This window comes from Dyadobacter sp. BE31 (assembly GCF_031457695.1).
Lineage (GTDB): Bacteria > Bacteroidota > Bacteroidia > Cytophagales > Spirosomataceae > Dyadobacter.
On the sequence record NZ_JAVDXA010000002.1, the window covers coordinates 754,330 to 774,612 of the forward strand.

The 20,283-nt window shown below is 53.2% G+C and carries 10 protein-coding genes; all 10 read left to right on the forward strand.

The window, feature by feature from the left end; translation table 11 throughout:
* Positions 1-216 precede the first annotated feature (216 nt).
* The 10 genes from J2Y43_RS11900 to J2Y43_RS11945 all read left to right on the forward strand — a co-directional run bounded on the left by J2Y43_RS11900 (position 217) and on the right by J2Y43_RS11945 (position 20,204).
* Entirely contained in the window at positions 217-2,571 is a 2,355-nt protein-coding gene (locus J2Y43_RS11900) for a right-handed parallel beta-helix repeat-containing protein (protein ID WP_309982697.1), read from the forward strand.
* Positions 2,572-2,646: 75 nt separating this feature from the next.
* Entirely contained in the window at positions 2,647-6,888 is a 4,242-nt protein-coding gene (locus J2Y43_RS11905) for a two-component regulator propeller domain-containing protein (protein WP_309982699.1), read from the forward strand.
* 247 nt (positions 6,889-7,135) lie between these two features.
* Entirely contained in the window at positions 7,136-10,285 is a 3,150-nt protein-coding gene (locus J2Y43_RS11910) for a TonB-dependent receptor (protein ID WP_309982701.1), read from the forward strand.
* Between the two features lie 17 nt (positions 10,286-10,302).
* Entirely contained in the window at positions 10,303-11,982 is a 1,680-nt protein-coding gene (locus J2Y43_RS11915) for a RagB/SusD family nutrient uptake outer membrane protein (RefSeq protein ID WP_309982703.1), read from the forward strand.
* A gap of 70 nt (positions 11,983-12,052) precedes the next feature.
* Positions 12,053-13,618 (forward strand): glycoside hydrolase family 30 protein, encoded by a 1,566-nt coding sequence (locus tag J2Y43_RS11920; protein WP_309982705.1) that lies wholly within the window; start codon positions 12,053-12,055, stop codon positions 13,616-13,618.
* Positions 13,619-13,754: 136 nt separating this feature from the next.
* Positions 13,755-15,698, forward strand: a complete 1,944-nt coding sequence (locus tag J2Y43_RS11925; RefSeq protein WP_309982707.1) for a T9SS type A sorting domain-containing protein — start codon at positions 13,755-13,757, stop codon at positions 15,696-15,698.
* 52 nt (positions 15,699-15,750) lie between these two features.
* On the forward strand, positions 15,751-17,064 hold the full coding sequence (locus J2Y43_RS11930; protein ID WP_309982709.1) for a hypothetical protein: 1,314 nt from the start codon (positions 15,751-15,753) through the stop codon (positions 17,062-17,064).
* Between the two features lie 312 nt (positions 17,065-17,376).
* Positions 17,377-17,979 carry a DinB family protein gene (locus J2Y43_RS11935; protein ID WP_309982711.1) on the forward strand — a complete coding sequence of 201 codons (603 nt, stop codon included), beginning with the start codon at positions 17,377-17,379 and terminating at the stop codon, positions 17,977-17,979.
* A gap of 189 nt (positions 17,980-18,168) precedes the next feature.
* Entirely contained in the window at positions 18,169-18,729 is a 561-nt protein-coding gene (locus tag J2Y43_RS11940; protein ID WP_309982713.1) for a sigma-70 family RNA polymerase sigma factor, read from the forward strand.
* Between the two features lie 230 nt (positions 18,730-18,959).
* Positions 18,960-20,204 (forward strand): FecR family protein, encoded by a 1,245-nt coding sequence (locus J2Y43_RS11945; RefSeq protein ID WP_309982716.1) that lies wholly within the window; start codon positions 18,960-18,962, stop codon positions 20,202-20,204.
* The last annotated feature ends 79 nt before the right edge of the window (positions 20,205-20,283 follow it).

A 20,283-nucleotide genomic window follows, 5' to 3' on the forward strand; every position in this document is an offset into this window, starting at 1 on the left:
TATTAATTTTTAAATATATAATTGACGTATCCAGTGTCAAAAACCGCTGTTCATAGTTGACATGCTAATTATCTTGCGGGTATTTCTGTGTCCGGCAACCACTTGTTCCCGTCGGCAGTGGTTGATTTATTGGCTTATATTCCTACATTGAAGCGACCATTCACCCTAAGCAAAAGTCCTGCGACCGGTATTCATGCGGTGCCGTGTTTTTTAGTTATGAGTAAAAATATTACAAGCCTGATAGCGATCGCATTATGTATTATTTACCCGGTATTCGTGGCCCCATTATTCGCCGCGGACATTTACGTGGCGCCGGATGGTAACGATCGAAACCCCGGGTCGCGGGAGAAGCCGCTGGCAACGCTTGAAGCTGCGCGCAATAAAGCACGTGGAGTGCGCGGGGCGGTTAACGTCTTTCTGCGGAGGGGAACTTACCCGCTTTCCGGCCCTTTGGTTTTCGGACCGGAGGATTCCCGCGGCGAAGGGCAGACGCTTACCTTCAAGTCCTATCCTGGCGAGAAGGTAACCATCAGCGGGGCGGCGGCAGTTGCCGTTAAATGGTTGGAATACAAAGGGAATGTGAAAAAGGCGACGATTAATGGTAACTACATTTTCGACCAGCTCTTTATCGGTAAGAAAAAGATGCACATGGCGCGCTATCCGAATTTTGACCCGGCGGCGAGCCATTTTGGCGGGTATTCGGCGGACGTATTGTCCGCAGCCCAAATCAAATCCTGGAAGAAGCCGGACGGCGCATTCATTCATGCGATGCACAAGCACGAATGGGGCGATTACCATTACCGTGTGACAGGCAAAAGCAGCGACACCACCCTGGCGCTCGAAGGAGGTTACCAGAATAACCGCCAGATGGGCATGCATGATAAATATCGTTTCATCGAAAACCTGCTGGAAGAGCTCGACGCACCCGGCGAATGGTATTATGACACCGGCTCGCGCACGCTTTACGCATACGCGCCGGATGCGCCCGTGGTGCTTACGCCGCAGATCAGACATTTGTTCGAGTTCCGCGGTTCAGCGGAAAAGCCGGTGCGGAACATCCATATCGAGGGGCTCGAACTTACGCATACCCTCCGCACTTTTATGGAAACCAAAGAACCGCTGCTCCGCAGCGACTGGGCTATTTACCGCGGCGGGGCGGTGTTACTGGAAGGTACTGAAAACTGCGCCATCCGGAAATGCCATTTCAATGCGACAGGTGGTAATGGCGTGTTTTTCAGCAATTACAACCGGGGCGGCGAGGTGTCGGGCTGCCATTTCGACGAAACCGGTGCGAGTGCGGTTTGCTTTGTGGGTGATCCTGCCGCGGTACGTTCGCCGAGTTTTGAGTACAACCAATCGGTGCCTTACGACCGCATGGACAAGACGCCCGGCCCGAAAACCAACAATTACCCGACCCAATGCAGGGTTTACGACAACCTTATGCACGGCCTGGGCCGCGTAGAGAAGCAGGTTGCGGGAGTGGAGATTTCGATGAGTATGGAGATCACCGTGAGCCATAACACCATTTACAACATCCCGCGCGCGGGCATTAATGTGAGTGAGGGCACGTGGGGCGGGCATGTGATCGAATTCAACGATGTATTTGATACCGTCCTCGAAACCGGCGATCACGGGTCGTTTAATTCCTGGGGCCGTGACCGTTTCTGGCATCCTGTGCGCGAAAGGATGGACAGCCTTACAGCCGCACATCCCGAGCTGATCCTGCTCGACGCCGGCAAGACGATCATCATCCGCAACAACCGTTTTCGCTGTGATCACGGCTGGGATATCGACCTGGACGACGGTAGTTCCAATTATCACATTTACAATAATTTATGCCTGAATGGCGGTTTGAAACTGCGCGAAGGTTTTCAACGGGTGGTGGAGAACAATATCATGGTCAACAACTCCTTTCATCCGCACGTATGGTTTGCGCGAAGCGGGGATGTGTTCCGGAAAAACATCGTAACCAAGCCTTACGCGCCCATCCGGGTGAATGAATGGGGCAAGGAAGTGGACTACAACCTTTTCCCCGACCAGCAGGCGCTGGAAAAGGCCCGTCAGAATGGTACCGATGCGCATAGCCTGGCGGGCGATCCGATGTTTGAAGATGCTGCTCGAGGCGACTACCGGGTGAAACCAGGCAGCCCGGCATTGGAAATCGGGTTTGTGAATTTTCCAATGGATCAGTTTGGCGTCGTTTCGCCCGAGCTGAAAAGCCAGGCGGCCAAGGTTCCGTTGCCGGTGATCAAAAATGTGGCCGATGGCAAGGTCACGTCCGAAACAGCATGGCTGGGCGGTAAGCTGCGGAATGTCAGCGGCCTGGGCGACCGCTCGGCATATGGGCTACCGGATGAGAAGGGCGTAGTAGTGGAATCGGTACCGGAAAACAGCATTCTAGCCCGCGCAGGTATGAAGCCGGGCGATGTGATCCGCGTCCTGAACCACCGGGATATCGGCAATGTGACGGAGCTGATGGATGTTTTTCAGGAGATAAACTGGATGGGCGAGGGAGAGGTGGCATTTTTCAGGAACCAGGCCATGCAGAAGTTGAAGGTATCCTTTAAATAGTCGGCGCCGATTCTGTTATATTTGAAGTTCCGCCTGTAAAAAACCGGGCGGGTAAGGACCACTTCGTTCGGAAATATGTCAGAAAAGCGGGTTATGCGGGTGTTGAAACGCATATTTTCAAATTTACTAACACTTAGCCTATGCTGCATAGCCCTGGCAGGGTATGCTGCGGACAACGCCGCCGGGCGGGTGCTTCGCTATTCGATCCGGGAAGGCCTGTCGTTTGGCGTCGTCAACAGCATTGCACAGGATAACGACGGCCTGATGTGGTTTGCCACGGGCGACGGCGTGAGCCGGTTCGACGGTACTGCATTTAAAAATTTTAAGTACGACCGCAACGACCCGCACAGCTTGCCGGGAAACTATGTCAAATCTATCGTTCGGGACAAAAACGGGACCATTTGGGTTTCCTCGCGCGATGGAATCGCCGAGTTTGTGCCGGCCAGCCAGCATTTCAACCGGTACAAGCCATTTCAAAACAAAAGCGGCGCCGGAAACGATGTGAGCGACATCAGTCAGGGCCAAGGTGACCGACTCTGGCTTGCCCTGAACGGCTCCGGGTTCGCTTCGTTCAACACCAAAACCCATCAGTTTACACACCATAACCAGCAAACGCTGCCCGGGCTTTTCACGAATTCGATCCTGAATGTTTTCGAAGATTCGCAGGGAATGATCTGGCTCGGCTCGCGTGACAGCGGGATCGAGGTGTGGAAGTACGGCGCTTCCGGCAGGCTCGTGAAGGCCGGAGTGGATACGGGTAATGTGCCGGCGTCGCGGATCAACGCCATTTACGAAGATCATCTAAGGAATGTGTGGATTGCATCTTCACGGGGACTGATCCTCTTCAAAAGAGCTGAGAACCGGTTTTATGATTTGCATATCAACACATTTCATCACAGCGATATTTACCTTTCGCTCGTAGAAGACCGGCAACAGAACCTGCTGATCGGTGTGCAGGATGGCGGGGTTTACCGCCTGGCATTGTCTCAAATGGCCGTGCGGTCACCCGATGCGCTTGTTTTCGAGCAAGTGCGCGACAAGGATAACAAAGGCGTTACCCAGCGCTCGGTGCAATCGCTTTATATTGACAAGGACCGCAACGTATGGCTCGGCACTTATGGCGAGGGCACGTATCTGATCAGCGCCATACCCGAAAAATTCAGGAAGTTCGAACAGAAAACCATCGATTCCCGCGCCGAAAGCTATTTGCGCTACTATGGAATGTGTGCCGACAAAGAAGGCAACCTCTGGCTCGGTACGGATGGGGACGGCATTTACAAAACGACCGCATCCGGCGAGGTATTGAAGCATTATGCCGCTTCTGCACAGCCGGGTCAACTGCCGGACGGGGCCGTTATTGCCGCGCACCGCGACAGGCAGGATCGCTTGTGGTTTGGGACGTATTCCAAGGGACTGGTTCGGTATGATCCCGCCACGGATAGCTTTAAGCGGTATGCGGCAGATCCGTCGGACCCGCATTCGCTCGGTAAAAACGACGTACGGGTGATTTACCAGGACCGGCGCCGGAATATCTGGGTTGGGACGAACGGCGGCGGGCTTAGCCTGCTCGACGAGCGGACGGGGAGGTTCCGTAATTTCATTCCTTCCAACAGTTCGATCAATGCGAACGATGTCCGGGCTATTACGGAGGACAGATACGGAAACCTCTGGATAGGTACCTACGGCGGCGGGCTCAATTACCTTAATACCCGCACCATGCAGTTTGTTCCGTGGTTCAATGCGGCGGGTAAGGAGCCCTATTTATCGAATCGCATTGTTTTCTCATTATATATGGATGGCCTCGATCGGCTTTGGATCGGGTCGGAGGGAAATGGGCTGCTATTGTTCGATACCCGGGCGAAAAATGTACGTTTTTTTGATGAAAAGCGCGGTTTGGCCAGTAACGTTATCAATGCGATCCAGCCGGAAAGCCTGGACAAAGTATGGATAAGCACGAATAAAGGGTTGTCGCGGATCGACCTGAAAATGGGTTCGATCGAGAATTTTGATACCAGTCATGGCCTGCAAGGCGGTCAATTCAATCCTGGCTCTGCATTATTGAATGCGAAAAGCGGCCTCATGAGTTTCGGCGGGACCGAAGGCTGGAACCTTTTCGATCCGAAACAGGTGAGGGCATCACACTACCAGCCGAAGGTCATGATCAGCGGGATCAGGATATTTGGGAAAGACAAAGAAAATGAAGCGATTTCACTGTTCGAATACCTCGGCAAACAGCGGCGGTTTTCAATCAAGCCCGACCAACCCGTTTTTTCCATCGACTACACCGCATTGAACTACGCGTATCCCGAGCTCACACGCTACGCGTATATGCTCGAAGGGCTGGACAAAGACTGGAACTACGTGGAAAATGAGCGCTCGGCGACTTACCGTTACCTCCCGTCCGGGAATTATGAATTTAAGGTGAAGGTGGCCAATCAGGACGGCATCTGGTTTGAAGACTATGCGTCGCTGCCGATCCGCGTTATGCCACCGTGGTATTACAGCTGGTGGGCCTATTTGCTCTATATCCTGACGATCGGACTCGTGCTTTATTACTACCAGCAATACAAGCTGGGGCAGGAAAAAATGAAGTACGATGTGCAGCTCGCGCAGATGGAGACACGCCAGCAAATGGAGCTGAACGAGAAGAAGTTGTCCTTTTTTACAAATGTGTCGCATGAGTTCCGTACGCCGCTGACGTTGATTATCAATCCAATACGGGAGATGATGCAAAGCGCCGTTGGCGCTGACGTCCCGTCGGTGTCGCCATCTGCCGACGGCTCGTCGGCGGCCACCGCCAACATGCATATCATTTACCGCAATGCCAAACGCCTGCTCAGCCTCGTGGATCAACTGCTGCTCTTCCGCAAGGCCGACCAGCAGACCGACCAGCTCAAACCGGCCGCGCATAACTTTCAGCAACTGGTTACCGAGGTTTTCCAATGTTTCCTGCACCAGGCGGAGCAAAAACACATTCACTACGAACTGGCATTGCCCGAGACCGAGCTGGAAGTGGTTTGCGACTGGGAAAAAACCGAAATAGCCATTTTTAACCTCATTTCCAATGCATTGAAATTCACGCCCGAGCACGGGACTGTCCATGTGCAGGTGAACGACCTGGCTGAACAAGTGGAAATCGTTGTGAGCGACACCGGGCCCGGGATCCCGACGGATGCGGGGGAAGATATTTTCAAAGTTTTCCACCAATATGCCGACCGCCGTTTCGCAGCAAAGGGAGGTTTTGGCATTGGATTGTACCTGGCCAAAACATTCGTGGAGAACCATTTCGGGCGGCTGCGGTATGAATCGGAACTGGACCATGGGACTACCTTTCACGTACTGCTCTGGAAGGCGCATCCTGATCTTGTATCCTATGCCCGCGGAAGTGAAACACGCGGCTCCGTATTGCTGGAAGAGCTTTCGGAAGGGGTAATGCCGGTGAAGGCTCCCGCGTTCCCCGACTGGCAAAGCGAACTGCTCGACATGAAGGAGCCTTCGACCGAAAGCCATACCATGCTCGTAGTGGACGACGACCCGGAAATCAGGCAGTACCTGAGCTCCATTTTCTCGGGAAAGTACAAAATGTTCGACGCCGGAAGCGGGGAGGAGGGGCTGGAACTCGTCCGGAATCATTTGCCCGATATTGTGATCAGCGATGTGATGATGGGCGGCACTTCGGGCATCGAATTGTGCAGGCAAATGAAGCTCGATATGGCATTGAGCCACATTCCGGTGATACTGCTCACGGCCAGCACCTCGCAGGACGTGCGCCTGAAAGGCATCGAGGGCGGTGCCGACGACTACATCAGCAAGCCGTTTGATAAGGACATTCTGGTGGCGAGAGTGGCCTCGATCCTCCGCAACCGCAACGATCTCCAAAGGTATTTTTACAATGAAATCACCTTGCAGACGAGCGATTTCAAGATTTCAGTCGAGTATAAGGAGTTCCTGACCGAGTGTATCCGCATTGTTGAGAACCACATTACCGACTCCGGTTTCAATGTTAAGGTGCTTGCTGCCGAGATCGGAATGAGCCATTCTACGCTTTACAACCGCATTAAGTCGATTTCAGGGCAGTCGGCTACCAGTTTTGTAAGATTTATCCGCCTGCGGAAGGCGGCCCAGCTGCTTATCACGACCGACATTACGATCAGCGAAACGGCATTCAGCGTCGGCATCAACGACATCCGCTATTTCCGCGAGCATTTCCAGAAACTGTTTGGCATGAAGCCTTCGGATTATGTGAAAAAATTCAGAAAGCCCTTCCACGAGCGGAGCACGATCGACAAGGACCTTTTCCGGAAAAAGTCCGTGTGAGTCGGCTCTTTATTGGAGTATCCCCAGCTTTTCATGCCTGATTCCAACAGAATCGGGCATTTTTTGTGAATTCACCCCCTCTTTAATGCGAAAATGTCCCCCTATGGCCGGGTTGAAATAGTCCTACTTTTGATTGATCAATTTATAAAAGCGGCGAGCGGGCAGTCCGGTTTATGACTAAATCAAGAATAGCCGCCTGCTGGCCCTGTGAACTGATCGGCATCAATTATTCAACTTTTACAGCTGTATGAAAAAAACTTTTTACAGAGGTGACGGGCCAGCGTTTCGAATGGCCCCACGTGTAGACATCCGCGCCGCCTTTCAGGTGACGTGTTTTTTGCTGCTCTTCGCCTTAACCTCCCTTTCAGCGTTTGCGCAAGGCACTTTTAACGTGAAGGGTACGGTCACTTCCGAAACAGGCGAAGGCCTGCCCGGTGCGAGTGTGATCCTGAAAGGCACTTCCACCGGTACCACTACCGATGTGGACGGGAAGTATTCGCTCAACCTGCCGGATGGCAATGGAACCCTGGTGTTCACGTACATCGGTTATCTGAACCAGGAAATTGTGGTGGGTAACCGTTCTCAACTGGACGTGAAACTCGCTCCCAATGATAAAACCCTGGACGAGATCGTAGTCGTGGGTTACGGTACGCAGAAAAAAGCCACATTGACGGGCTCTGTTTCGGAAGTGAAAGGGTCAGACATTGTGAAAAGCCCGCAACCCAACCTTTCGAACTCCCTGGCAGGCCGTTTTTCGGGCTTTGTAGCCAACAACCGCGGCGGCGAGCCGGGTTATGATGGTTCGAGCTACACCGTGCGCGGTTTTGCGACGACGGGTAACAACGACGTACTCATTGTTGTGGACGGTATTCCCGGCCAGGTAGGAGGGCTCGATCGCCTCGATCCGAACGATATTGAGAGTATTTCGATCCTGAAAGACGCTTCGGCGGCGGTTTATGGAAGCCGCGCGGCCAACGGGGTGATCCTCGTTACCACCAAACGCGGTACGACAGGTAAGCCGGTCATTTCTTACAGCTTCAACCAGGGTTTTTCGTCGGCTACACGCCTGCCCAAGCTTGCGGATGCGCCTACCTATGCGACGATCATGAACGAAATCGATTACTATAACAATCCGTCGGGCGGGATGAACCAGCATTACACGGCGGAGGAAATCGAGAAGTTCCGCAACGGTTCCGACCCACTGAATTACCCGAACACCGACTGGCAAAAGGAGGCGCTCAAAAACTTCGCATTGCAAAACCAGCATAACCTGGCTATCAACGGCGGTACGGACAACGTGAAGTACTACGTGTCGCTGGGGACGATTTACCAGGATGGGTTGTATAAAAATGGTGCGACGAAATACAAGCAGTACAATTTCCGCTCGAATATCGACGCCAACGTGACCAAGGATTTCAAAGTTAGCCTCGGGCTTTCCGGTCGTCAGGAAAACCGCGCTTTCCCGATTTCTTCGGCGGGAAATACCTTCCGTTCGATTTACCGCGCTTACCCAACTGTGATCGCGCAATATCCTAACGGCTATTATTCGACCGGCGTTGAGAACCAGAACCCCGTAGTGCTGGGAACCAATATGGGTGGTACCGTGAGCAACCCTACTTCGATTTTCAACGGTATCCTGCGGGCGAGCTATAATCTGCCGTTTGTGGATGGCCTTTCGGTAGATGGTTTTTATTCGGTGGACAAGTCGTTCAACTTCTCGAAGTCGTTCAGCATTCCTTACACGCTTTATAACTACAACAAGACAACCGGCGCTTACACAGGAGTGGTTACCGGTGGCTCGGCAGGTGCGGCGTCCATTGACCAGTCGCAGCTCAACATCACCAACATCACGCAAAACCTCCGTTTGAACTACCTCAAAACGATTGGTAAGCACAATATCAACGCATTTGTCGCTTACGAGCAGAACAAACGTAATGAGGCCAAATTCGGGGCAACGCGGATCAATTTCCCTACGGCATCTACCCCCGAACTTTCGCAAGGCGGCGCGGCGGCTACCGACAAGAATAACTCCGGAAGCAGTTTCAACTTCACCCGCCGCAGCTACATCGGCCGTTTGGCATACAACTACAATGAGAAATACCTGGCCGAAGTGCAGGCGCGTGTGGATGGCTCGTCGGTTTTCCCGAAAGGCAAGCAGTATGGCTTCTTCCCGTCGGTTTCAGCAGGTTACCGCATTTCGGAAGAGGATTGGTTCAAAAACAGCGTCAATTTCATCGACGACCTTAAATTCCGTGCTTCTTACGGAACATTGGGTAATGATAATGTGGGCCAGTTTCAGTTCTACAACAACTACTCGTTCGTGAACCAGTATGTGCTGGGTAACAATGTGATTTCGCCGGGTATCGACCTTACCAAGCTGGCCAACCCGAACATTACCTGGGAAACTTCCAAGAAGCTGGATATTGGTTTGAATGCAGTGTTCCTGAAAAACTTCAATATCGAGGTGATCTATTTCAACCAGAAGAGGTCGGATATCCTTGCAGCGAGAAATGCTTCTATTCCAAATACTTCGGGTATCGTAAACCCATACAAAACCAACGACAATACCCCGTTGGTGCCTGACGAGAACCTTGGAAAAGTGAACAACACCGGAGTGGAAGCGACATTGGGCTACAACCACAACGGCAAGTTCCGCTACAACATTTCCGGAAACATTACCTATGCCAAAAGCAAGGTGATTTTCATCGACGAAGCGCCGGGCGCACTGGACTACCAACGGCAGACAGGCGGGCCGCTTTATACCAACCTGCTGTACAATACCCTCGGAATTTTCCGCTCACAAGCGGATCTGGACGCGTACCCGCACGTGCAGGGCGCGCAGCCGGGTGACCTGATCCTCGAAGACTACAACAAGGACGGCAAGATCACCGCCGACGACCAGGTGCGCAGCAAATACGGCAATGTGCCCTTGCTTACCTACGGTCTGACTTTCAATGCAGGTTACGATGCATTCGACCTGGCGGTGGTATTTTCCGGCCAGGGCATGGTGAGCCAGTATGTATTGCCTGAATCGGGCCAGGTAGGAAACTTTTACAGCAGCTGGGCCGACAACCGTTGGAGCCCGAGCAACCCCGACGGCTCATACCCTCGCGTGGATACCCGTGCTTCTTCGTCGATCAATGGCGGTTTGTATGCCAATAATTTTTGGTTGAACAACTCGTCGTTTGTCCGTCTGAAAAACGTGGAGCTGGGCTATACGCTGCCTAAGGACGCATTGACGAGGCTGAAAATTTCGTCGCTGCGCGTATATGCGAGCGCATTCAACCTGTTTACGATTACCGGCGTGAAGGATTACGATCCGGAAGGTAACAATCCAAGCGGCCAGTTCTACCCGCAGCAGCGCATCCTGAACCTGGGCCTCAACATCAAATTTTAATGGAAATCATGCTTAACATGAAAATAAAGAGCTTCACCTTACCAGCCCTGGCCGCGGCGATGATGCTTTCGCTGTCTGCGTGCGACCAGAACTTCCTGGACGTAGTGCCCACCGACCGTGTATCCGATGCGTCCATTCTCTCCGATTCCGTGCTTTTTGAAGCATACGTTACCAACCGCTACATGGGCGTTCGCCTGACCGATAAGGAAGCGGAAGGAACATTGCCGGGCTTTGGCCGCGGTTTCGAATATGCAATGTGGTCGTCGGTTACCGATGAATCCATTTATAACAACGACGACAACACCTGGCTGATCCAGCGGGGGCAAATCGCGCCGGAGAACACCGGTATTGCGGGTACATTCTGGGGCCGCAGCTACCGCAGCATCCGTGAAATTAACTACGCCCTGGCGAATATCGACGGCGTGCCGATGAGCGCCGGCCGCCGCAGCCGGTTGAAAGGTGAATTGCAGTTTATCCGCGCATTCCGCTACCATGACCTGATCCGTAACTACGGCAAAGTGGTGCTGCTGGGTGATAAAGTGTATGAAGTGAGCGACAACCTCACAGGCCCCGAGCTTTTCCAGCGGGCAGAGATCAAGGCTGGCCTCGACTATGCCATTGCACAGCTCGACGAAGCGGCCGCATTGCTGCCGGCGTCGAACGACAACAGTACCTGGAAGCTCGGCCGTGCTACGAAAGGCGCTGCATTGGCATTGAAGGCGCGCCTCGCATTGTACGCTGCCAGCCCGCTTTACAATGCCGGTACCTGGCAACAAGCGGCCGCGGCAGCGAAAGCGGTGATGGATTTGAATAAATATAGCCTCTACACCGGTGGTTACGGCAATCTTTTCACGACTACCGACAACCAGGAGATCATCTTCGGGCGCTTATATGCGGTAGGAGCACGCCACGTGTGTCTGGAAATCTCGAACGGCCCGAACGGCTATAACGCATGGGGTGGCAACGTGCCGACGCAAAACCTCGTGGACGACTACGAAATGATGGATGGTACGCGCATTACCGACGCTAATACCAGCTACGACGCGAAAAATCCGTATAAAAACCGTGACCCGCGTTTTTATGCTACCGTTCTGTACAACGGCGCACCGTACCGCGGCAGTACCGTGGAAACGTTTACGCCGGGCGGCAAGGATAGCAAAGACGGCCCTTCCAACTGGAATACTTCGAAGACCGGCTATTACCTGAAAAAATTCATGAACGATAACCTGCCGATCGATAACCCGTGGGATGTGGCTGGTACACAAACCTGGATTTACTTCCGTTACGCCGAAATATTGCTGAACTACGCGGAGGCGCAAAATGAGGCTTCAGGCCCGGATGCGAGCGTGTATGCGGCTGTGAATGCGATCCGCCAGCGCACGGGCGTGGGCATGCCTGCATTGCCTGCGGGCCTCACGCAGGCGCAAATGCGCGAGCGTATCCGTAACGAGCGTCGCATTGAGTTGGCATTCGAGGAGCATCGCTTCTACGATGTACGCCGCTGGAAAATCGCCGGCACGGTCGAAAACAAACCTGCTTACGGCGTGGAAGTGGGCAAGAGCGGCAGCACGTTTACCTACACCCGGAAGGAAGCGCTGACAGGTCGCGCCTTTGCCGACAAACAGTACTGGCTGCCGATCCCGCGCACCGAGATCCAGGCATCGAACAACCAGCTCGAACAAAATCCTGGTTATTAATGCAATCCTCGCTCCCGGTGCCTCAGTCGCCGGGAGTTCTTTTTCTATCCATTCCCTGACAGACCATTTCATGCAAAACTCTCAACACCTGGGAACGCTATTCCTTGGGCTCCTTATGGCTGCGTCCGTAAGCTGCAATGGCGGCGAGCCCGTTGTCGAAACTGTGGGCCCGGCCGGCGGCCCGGCCGTGACGATCCGCATTGACCCGTCGAAAAAGTACCAGACGATCCGGAATTTCGGCGGCTCCGATGCCTGGGCCTGCCAGTTTGCGGGCAATTGGCCGCTGGCGAAGAAAAACGGTATTGCCGACCTGCTTTTCAGCACCGACACCCTGGCGGACGGCCATCTAAAGGGCATCGGGCTGTCGCTCTGGCGGTTTAATGCCGGCGGAGGTACCACCGAGCAGGGCGAAGCCAGCGGTATCCGCGACGAATGGCGCCGCGCCGAATCCTTTTTCGCCGCTGACGGCGGCTACGACTGGAACAAGCAAGCCGGGCAAATGTGGTTTCTGAACGCAGCAAAAGAACGTGGCGTGAAAGAATTCCTGCTTTTTCCGAACACGCCGCCGGTGCAGTTTACGACCAACGGAAAAGGCTTTGCAACCAATGGTCAGCCGAATCTCGCTTCACAGCAGTTCGATAAGTTTGCGGGATACCTGGCGGATGTGATCGATGGCGTCCGCAAGAAAACGGGGATTACGTTTCAATATGTGAGCCCTGCGAACGAGCCGCAATGGGATTGGAGTGATGGAGGGCAGGAGGGGACGCCCTATTTCAACAACCAGGTAGCGGCTATCACGCGATCCCTGAGCGCGGCACTTTTGAAGAAAAATCTTCCAACCCAAATCAATGTCGCGGAAGCCGGGCAAATCGAGTACCTCTATTCGGAGCATAACCGCCCCGGGCGTGCAAGCCAGATTACGGCCTTTTTTGACAAAAACAGCACCGACTACATTGGTAACCTTCCCAACGTAGTCCCGGCGATTTCGGCGCACAGCTATTTCACCACTTCTCCTTATAAAACCGCCGTCGAGAAGCGCAAGCAACTGGCCAACGCAGTAGCGGCCGTACCAGGGCTGGAATACTGGCAAACGGAATACTGTATATTGGGGGATAATGAGGGTGAAATCAAAGGCGAGGGCCGGGATTTGAGCATTACTTCCGGGCTGTACATTGCCAGGGTGATCCATAACGACCTCGTTAATGCGAATGCAACGACCTGGCACTGGTGGATTTCCGTTTCGCCTTATGACTACAAGGATGGATTGGTTTATATTGATAAAAGCAAGACCGACGGCCAGTACCAGTCGTCCAAAATGCTTTGGGCGTTGGGTAATTTCAGCCGTTTCGTACGTCCGGGTGCGAGGCGCGTGGAGGCTTCCAGCAGTCTGGGTACCGACGCGCTACTGGTTTCTTCCTATTTAAATACCAATAATGAGCTGGTGACCGTGATCGTCAACAGCGATAATGAGGAAAAAGAAGTTCAGCTGGCTCTCGGATCGGGGCAGCAAGCGGGTGCGGCGAAGGCCTACGAGACTTCGGCCCAGAGCGATCTCGCGCCTTTGAAGATGATTGGCTCGGGAGGGAAGTTTCTGGTGAAAGGCCGCAGCATTGTTACCGTGGTTAACAAAATGTAGCCCAGTACTATGAGGAAAAAACGGCGGGTTGGTTCTGGGAGCCAACCCGCTTTCTGTTGTATAGCCTTTTTGTAATGTAACAGTTACAACCTAATTTTGACTGATACTACTCATCCAACTCTATCCGGTTTGTTACATGATTGATTTTTTACGTTCAATACGCTCGGGCTTGCTCGCCTGCGCGATTTTTTTTGCTCTGCCGACGTCGTCAAATGCCCAGGATTGGAGCCAGGTCCAGAAACTGCTCGCGAAATATCCTAATGGTAATTCCGCCGCGGTCCCGAGCATGTATTACGGTCAAAGTGTTGGTATCTCGGGTAACTACGCAGTCGTAAGTGCGCCCGACGACGCCTACGACGCTGCCGGCGGCGATTATAAGCCGATGGCAGGAAGTGTTTATGTGCTCATCAAAGAAGCTGGTGAGTGGAAGCCCGCTGCAAAACTTACAGCCCCGGTGCGTAATGCCTACGCGAGGTTCGGTGCTTCGGCGGCAATCAGCGGCGATTACGTAGTGGTGGGCGAAACAGGTGCAATGGCAGTCGAGGGTCGATACGTGGGTCTCGCGCACATTTTTAAGCGTGACCAGGGAGGTGCAGGCGCCTGGGGATTGGTGAAGAGCATTCAGACTCGCACCATCAATCCCGGCGACAGTTTCGGAGAAGCGGTCGATATCAGCGGAGATTTTGTGGTGGTGGGAGCCCGAAATGACGACTTCGATGTGAACGACGCAAATTTTGTCGATAATGCAGGTGCCGCGTACATTTATGAGAAGAACTTAGGCGGTGCAGATAATTGGGGTTTAGTCAGGAAAATTGCTCCGGCACTCAGGGAATTGGGCGATAGCTTTGGTGTTTCGGTAGCCATCGAAGGTGATTTGTTCGTTGTAGGGGCACCCGGCGAGCGGCAGGATGCATCCGAATTAGTACCATTGTCTTATACAGGGGCCGCATATATTTATCGAAAAGACCAGGGCGGAGCCGACAACTGGGGGCAGGTAAAGAAGATCGCGCCGACTGTGCGTGCAGTGCAGGATTGGTTCGGTGCTGATGTGGATATTTCAGGTAATAACGTAATCGTCAGCGCGCCCTTCGAAGATGAAGACCAGGACGAATTAAACTACGTGGCCGACGCCGGAGCAGCCTATATCTTTTCGAAAGACGAGGGAGGCACAGATGTCTGGGGCCAGGTACTTAAGCTCACTGCCACAACGAGGACTGCGGATTCATGGTTTGGAAACAAGGTAAAGATTAGCGGCGACTTTGCCGTGGTGGGTAGCAGTTCTGAAGATTTAGATGGTCAGGGCCAAAATTTCATCTCTGGGGCGGGAGGGGCGTACCTTTTCAAAAGGGATGTTGCCAATGGCGGTCAGTGGATACCCGTCCAAAGGTTATCGCCTTCTTTACGCGTCGGAGGTGATAACTTCGGGAGATCCGTGGCATTAAGCGGCTCCACCCTTTTTGTGGGCGCCTTTGGCCTCGCGCGGGAAGCCGGAGAACTCGATGTATTTAGTCCCGGAACCGTTTACATTTTCCAACAAGGTCCGGCGCTGCCCGTTACTCTGGCCTCATTCAGCGTTTCCAAAGTCGAAAACCAGGCATTCCTGCAATGGACAACTTCCGCGGAAACCAACACTTCCCATTTTGAAATACAAAAAAGCCTGAACGCGAAGGATTGGACGACGATCGGGACGCGACAGGCGGCGAAGGAAAGCAATGCAGTGCTCCACTATACACATTGGGACAGTCGGCTGGCGGCCGGGAACATTTATTACCGGTTAAAAATGGTCGATCAGGACGGCACTTTTGCGTACAGTAGCATCCGTAACTTGTTGGGTGAGAATGGGGCAGAATTCGTGGCGTTCCCGAACCCGGTAACCGAGAAAATTTTTATCAAAACAACGGATTCCAACCAAATTGCGGCGGTTGAAATCCGTAATACTGCCGGCCAGCTTGTGCACGAAACCGCCCAAATCGACGGTGAGGGCATTTCGGTGGGCAAATTGGTGCCGGGAACTTACATTATTCAAATCCGGAATGCCGATGGCACATCGGTTGCCCGAAAGATAACTATCAGCAGATAAGCGGCTGGCTGGCACGGATTTTCCGGTAGCGCAGACAGTCCCTAAAACATTTATGTCTACAAGAAATATCCTTGCCTTGCTTGCAACCCTGCTGCTGATCGCGGCAGCGCGTCTGTACCTTGTCGAAACTTACGCCATCCCGCTGCCCTTCTGGGACCAGTGGGATGCGGAGGGCGACCACCTTCTGAGGCCGTGGATCGAAGGACGCCTGCATATCGACTATCTCTGGGACCCGCACAATGAGCACCGTATTTTGCCGACGCGGTTGCTGTCGCTGTTGATTTTTAACATTACGGGTGTGTGGGACAACCTGATCGAGGCACGGGTGAATATCCTGGTGGCAGCCTGTATCCCGCTCATTTTCCTGCTGTTTTTAATGCGTCAGAAGGCATTGTACGGTGCCCGTTGGCTGGTGCTGATCGCCATCATTGCTCAGTTTGCCCTTCCTTTCGCATTTGAAAACGTGCTGGTGGGTTTCCAGAGCCAGTTCTATTTTCTGATCACCTTCACACTTTTAGCGATCATCCTCGCCGCGTTGTATCCCGACAGCCTCCTGGCGATGGCCGGTGTGCTTGTGCTCTCGTGGCTGAGCGTGCTTACCATGGCTTCCGGGATCTTTACACCCCTCGCCGCTGCGGGCGTGTATGCATTGCAAGGCTTTCAAAAGCGGGAAATCAACGGGAAACACGTGGGGCTGGCGGTTGTGCTGGTGGGCCTTGCCATAATAGGGTATTCCATTATGCCGCAGATCGAAGCAAACCATATTTACCGCGCCCGCAATCTTTCGGATATGCGGAAAGCACTGCGGTTCATACTGGCATGGCCGGTGTCGAAGAGCTGGCCGGCTGCGATTGTTTTGTGGATACCGGGCCTGGCGATGGTACCCTGGCTTTTGCGCAACCGGACGCTCTCCTGCGCAGACCTGTTCATGGCCGGGTGCGTCATATGGTCGCTCGCGCAGACGCTCGCCATCGCGTACGGGCGCGGGCAGGAGATGGGCGGAGTATCCTCGCGCCACTCCGAGCTTTTTACCCCCGGACTGATTGGTAATGCCTGGTTCGCAGCGCGTTTCATTGAGGTTACGTTTAAAAACAAGCGTATAACCTGGCTCGGAGCCGTCTTTTTTATCGTATTCATCATGGGACACATCACGCGCCGCAAGCGCGACATGCTCGCTGTGCACCAAACCTATGACCTATCAATGAAGCAGGAAACAAACGTGCGCAAATACCTGAAAACCGGTAACCCCGCTGTGCTCGTTCAGCCCCAATTTGAAATACCTTACCCGGATTCCATCCGCCTGCGCAGCCTGCTAGACAACCCGACGATACGGCCCATTCTGCCGCCGTATTTGAGTAGGGATTAAAGGGAGGAAAGGGAGAAAGGAGGAAAGGGAGGAAAGGAGGAAAGGGAGTTTTGTCAAGTATAGTCAGGTATTGTCAGATGTGATGCTGGTACGATCCCTTTCCTCCATCCTCCCTTTCCTCCATTCTCCCTTTCCTCCGTTAAATCACAGAAACCCAGTAAATATCCCCTAATTTTCTCCGTAGGATAATCAAAATTGCCAGACCAGGTAAAATGGAATAGCATTGCACCCGAATTCCGGGCGGTGGTTGCGGCAGTGCTTAAAAAGTAGCGGGCCATTCGTCGCGGAACAGGTGTTTACAAAACAAAAGCTATGAAAATCAACACATTTTTTACATTGGTTTGGCTCTGTGCAGCCTTTCAATGCTTCGGTCAGGAAAAGCTCTGGACTGCGGCTGACAAGCAGGCTACCATCGACCACTTGATCCGCACACGCGATGCCGTGGTGAAGGAGACCGAAAACCTCACGCCGGAGCAATGGGCATTCCGCGAGTCGCCCGATCGATGGTCCATAGGCGAGATCGTCGAGCACCTCGCGCTTTGGGAGATCGTCTGGTCGCGGGAACTCAGCATTGGTACCCGTAACAAGCCGCAGCCGGAACTCCTTAAAACCACGCGGCCCGACAGCTACTACCAGGAATTTATCATGGAACCCAACCCCCACAAAGCCGCGGAAATCGCCGCGCCGACAGGGTTCATTACGGGAAAGGATAACCTGACGTTCTTCCTCCGCGGAAGGGAACAAAACCTGTCCTTCATACGCAAGAGCGAAGCCGACATGAGGGCTATTTTCGAGTTTACCGGCACCCCCGAGCCACGTAATATGCACCAGGTGCTCATTTACCAATGGGGACACACGGACAGGCATTTGCGGCAGATAATGAAGGTGAAGAGCCATGCGGCGTATCCGAAATGACCGCCGACCGATGACCGCCGACGGTCGATGACCATAGACGATAGACCATAGATCATAAACCATGGTCGGCGGTCTATGGTCGGCGGTCGGCCGGCCTCCCTTTCCCCCTTTCACCCAAAATAAAAATTGTTTAATTATATAAAAAGGCGTAGGATTGCAGTTCCGATAGAACTGACGTACCTCTCCTGAATGCAATCCCATCCCGAAAACAATGCTGATGACGCCGACTTGTGGAAGTCGTTTCGTGCGGGGGATGACGACGCTTTCGGGCAGATTGCCCGGCATTACTACAAAAGCCTTTTCAGCTACGGATCGAAGTTTTCTCTTGACCGGGAGTTTGTCAAAGACTGCATCCAGGACCTTTTCATGGAACTCTGGGCCAAGCGCGAGACAATCGGGGATACGGCATTTGTGAAATTCTACCTGCTCAAATCGCTTCGCCGGAAAATTTACCGCGAAAGCCAGCGCCAGCAATGGATCAGCGAGGGGGAAGAGCTCGATTTTTCCGCCGAAGCCAGCGGCGACGCTTCCATCGAAGAGCATATCATCGAAATCGAAACCAACGAAGCGATGCTCAAAACCCTCAACCAGCAAATCAACCTCCTTACGCGCCGCCAGCAGGAGGTCATCTACCTCCGCTTTTTCGAAAGTATGGACAACGAGGCCATTGCGCAGGTGATGGGGATCTCCCGGCCGGCCGTCGCCAATTTGCTATATCGTACCATTCAGGAATTGAAGGATCGTTTGTAGTCGCTCGTCTGCGCTGGTGCAAAGCTCCCGCTTTGCACGCACAATTCGCAGGCCTCTGGCCGGTCCCTAACGCCATGTCGTTTTTGCATTACTGATCGGCCAGAGGCCTGCGAATAGCAAGTCGCGAAGGTTGACCTTCGCGCCATTTAGCTCTTTTAAAAAAAATTTTGAAATATTTTGATTATTCCAACACGCTCCCTGCCTATGTATAATTAGAAAACAATTATAACATGGATCAGTACCAGGAATACACCCTTGAAGATTTCGTTCTCGATGCCCGTTTCCAGGGCTGGGTGCGGCATCGGGGGGGCGCCGATGCAGTATTCTGGCAGCAATATCTCGATGAGAACCCCGCCCAGGCGGGTGATATTCAAAGCGCCCGCAAACTGCTCGACAGCGTCTACCGGCATTATCGCGCCGATATCGACGAGGCGGAGATCGACCTCGAAATACAGGGGCTTTTGGAACGTGTGAGGGCGGAGAAGAGGCAGATATTGAAGGTAGGGAGGAAGGACGAAAGGGAGGATGGAAGAAGGGAGCCAGGTATTGTCAGTGGGTCAGGTGTTGTCACTGAGTTAGTTGGTATGGAGTCAGGTGTTGTCAGGGAGTCAGATGTGGTCAGTGGGTCAGGTGTTGTGCGGAAGATGCCTTCGGGCAGGCCGTGGTATGTAGATATTTGGATGAAAGTGGCGGCTTGCGCGGTGTTGGCGATTGGCCTCGGGTGGGTAGGATGGCAGTATTATCGCTCCAATAATGGTTATAACGGGCTTGTATCGGGCAAGGAGCTTGTCGAACGGGTGAATACCTCCGGGAAACAGCAGGTGATCAAGCTCACGGACGGCACGCAGGTGGTATTGTACCCGCAATCCAGATTGAGCTTCGCTGAAACATTTCCCGCCGACCAGCGTACGGTGTATCTGTCGGGCGATGCGTATTTCCAGGTGGCTAAGGATCCTAAAAGGCCTTTCCTGGTGCATACGACGGACCTGGTGACGAAAGTGCTTGGTACCAGTTTCTTTGTGCGGGCCCGGGATGCTTCGGACAAGACGTTGGTAGAGGTGCGGGAAGGAAAGGTGTCGGTTTTTAAACAAAAAGAATTCGTGGCACGCAGGAATGTGCAGTCCAAAATGCCCAACGGCATGGTGTTGACGCCCAATCAGAAGCTCATCTTCGAACATGCCAGCAGCGAAATGCGCAGAACGCTGAGCGATAAGCCGGAAATCGTGCCTTCGGACCATCCGAAAACTTTTGAATTTGTTAATGCGCCTGCTTCGGCCGTGCTTGCCGACATCGAGGAGGCATACCAGATCGACATCATTTTCGACCGTGATGTTATGAAGGGATGCCCCGTAACGGCGTCGCTGGCCGGGCAGCCGATGTTCAGCAAGCTGAGTATTCTCTGTGAGGTGATTGAGGCGCGGTATGAAGTGCTCGACGGCAAGATCGTCATTTATAGTAAAGGCTGTAAAAGTTAGAAAACCCTTTTAAACCCATTCAAACCCGGATGCCGATGCGTATATAGAAGAAAGTAACCACAAAAAAAGAGTCGGACAA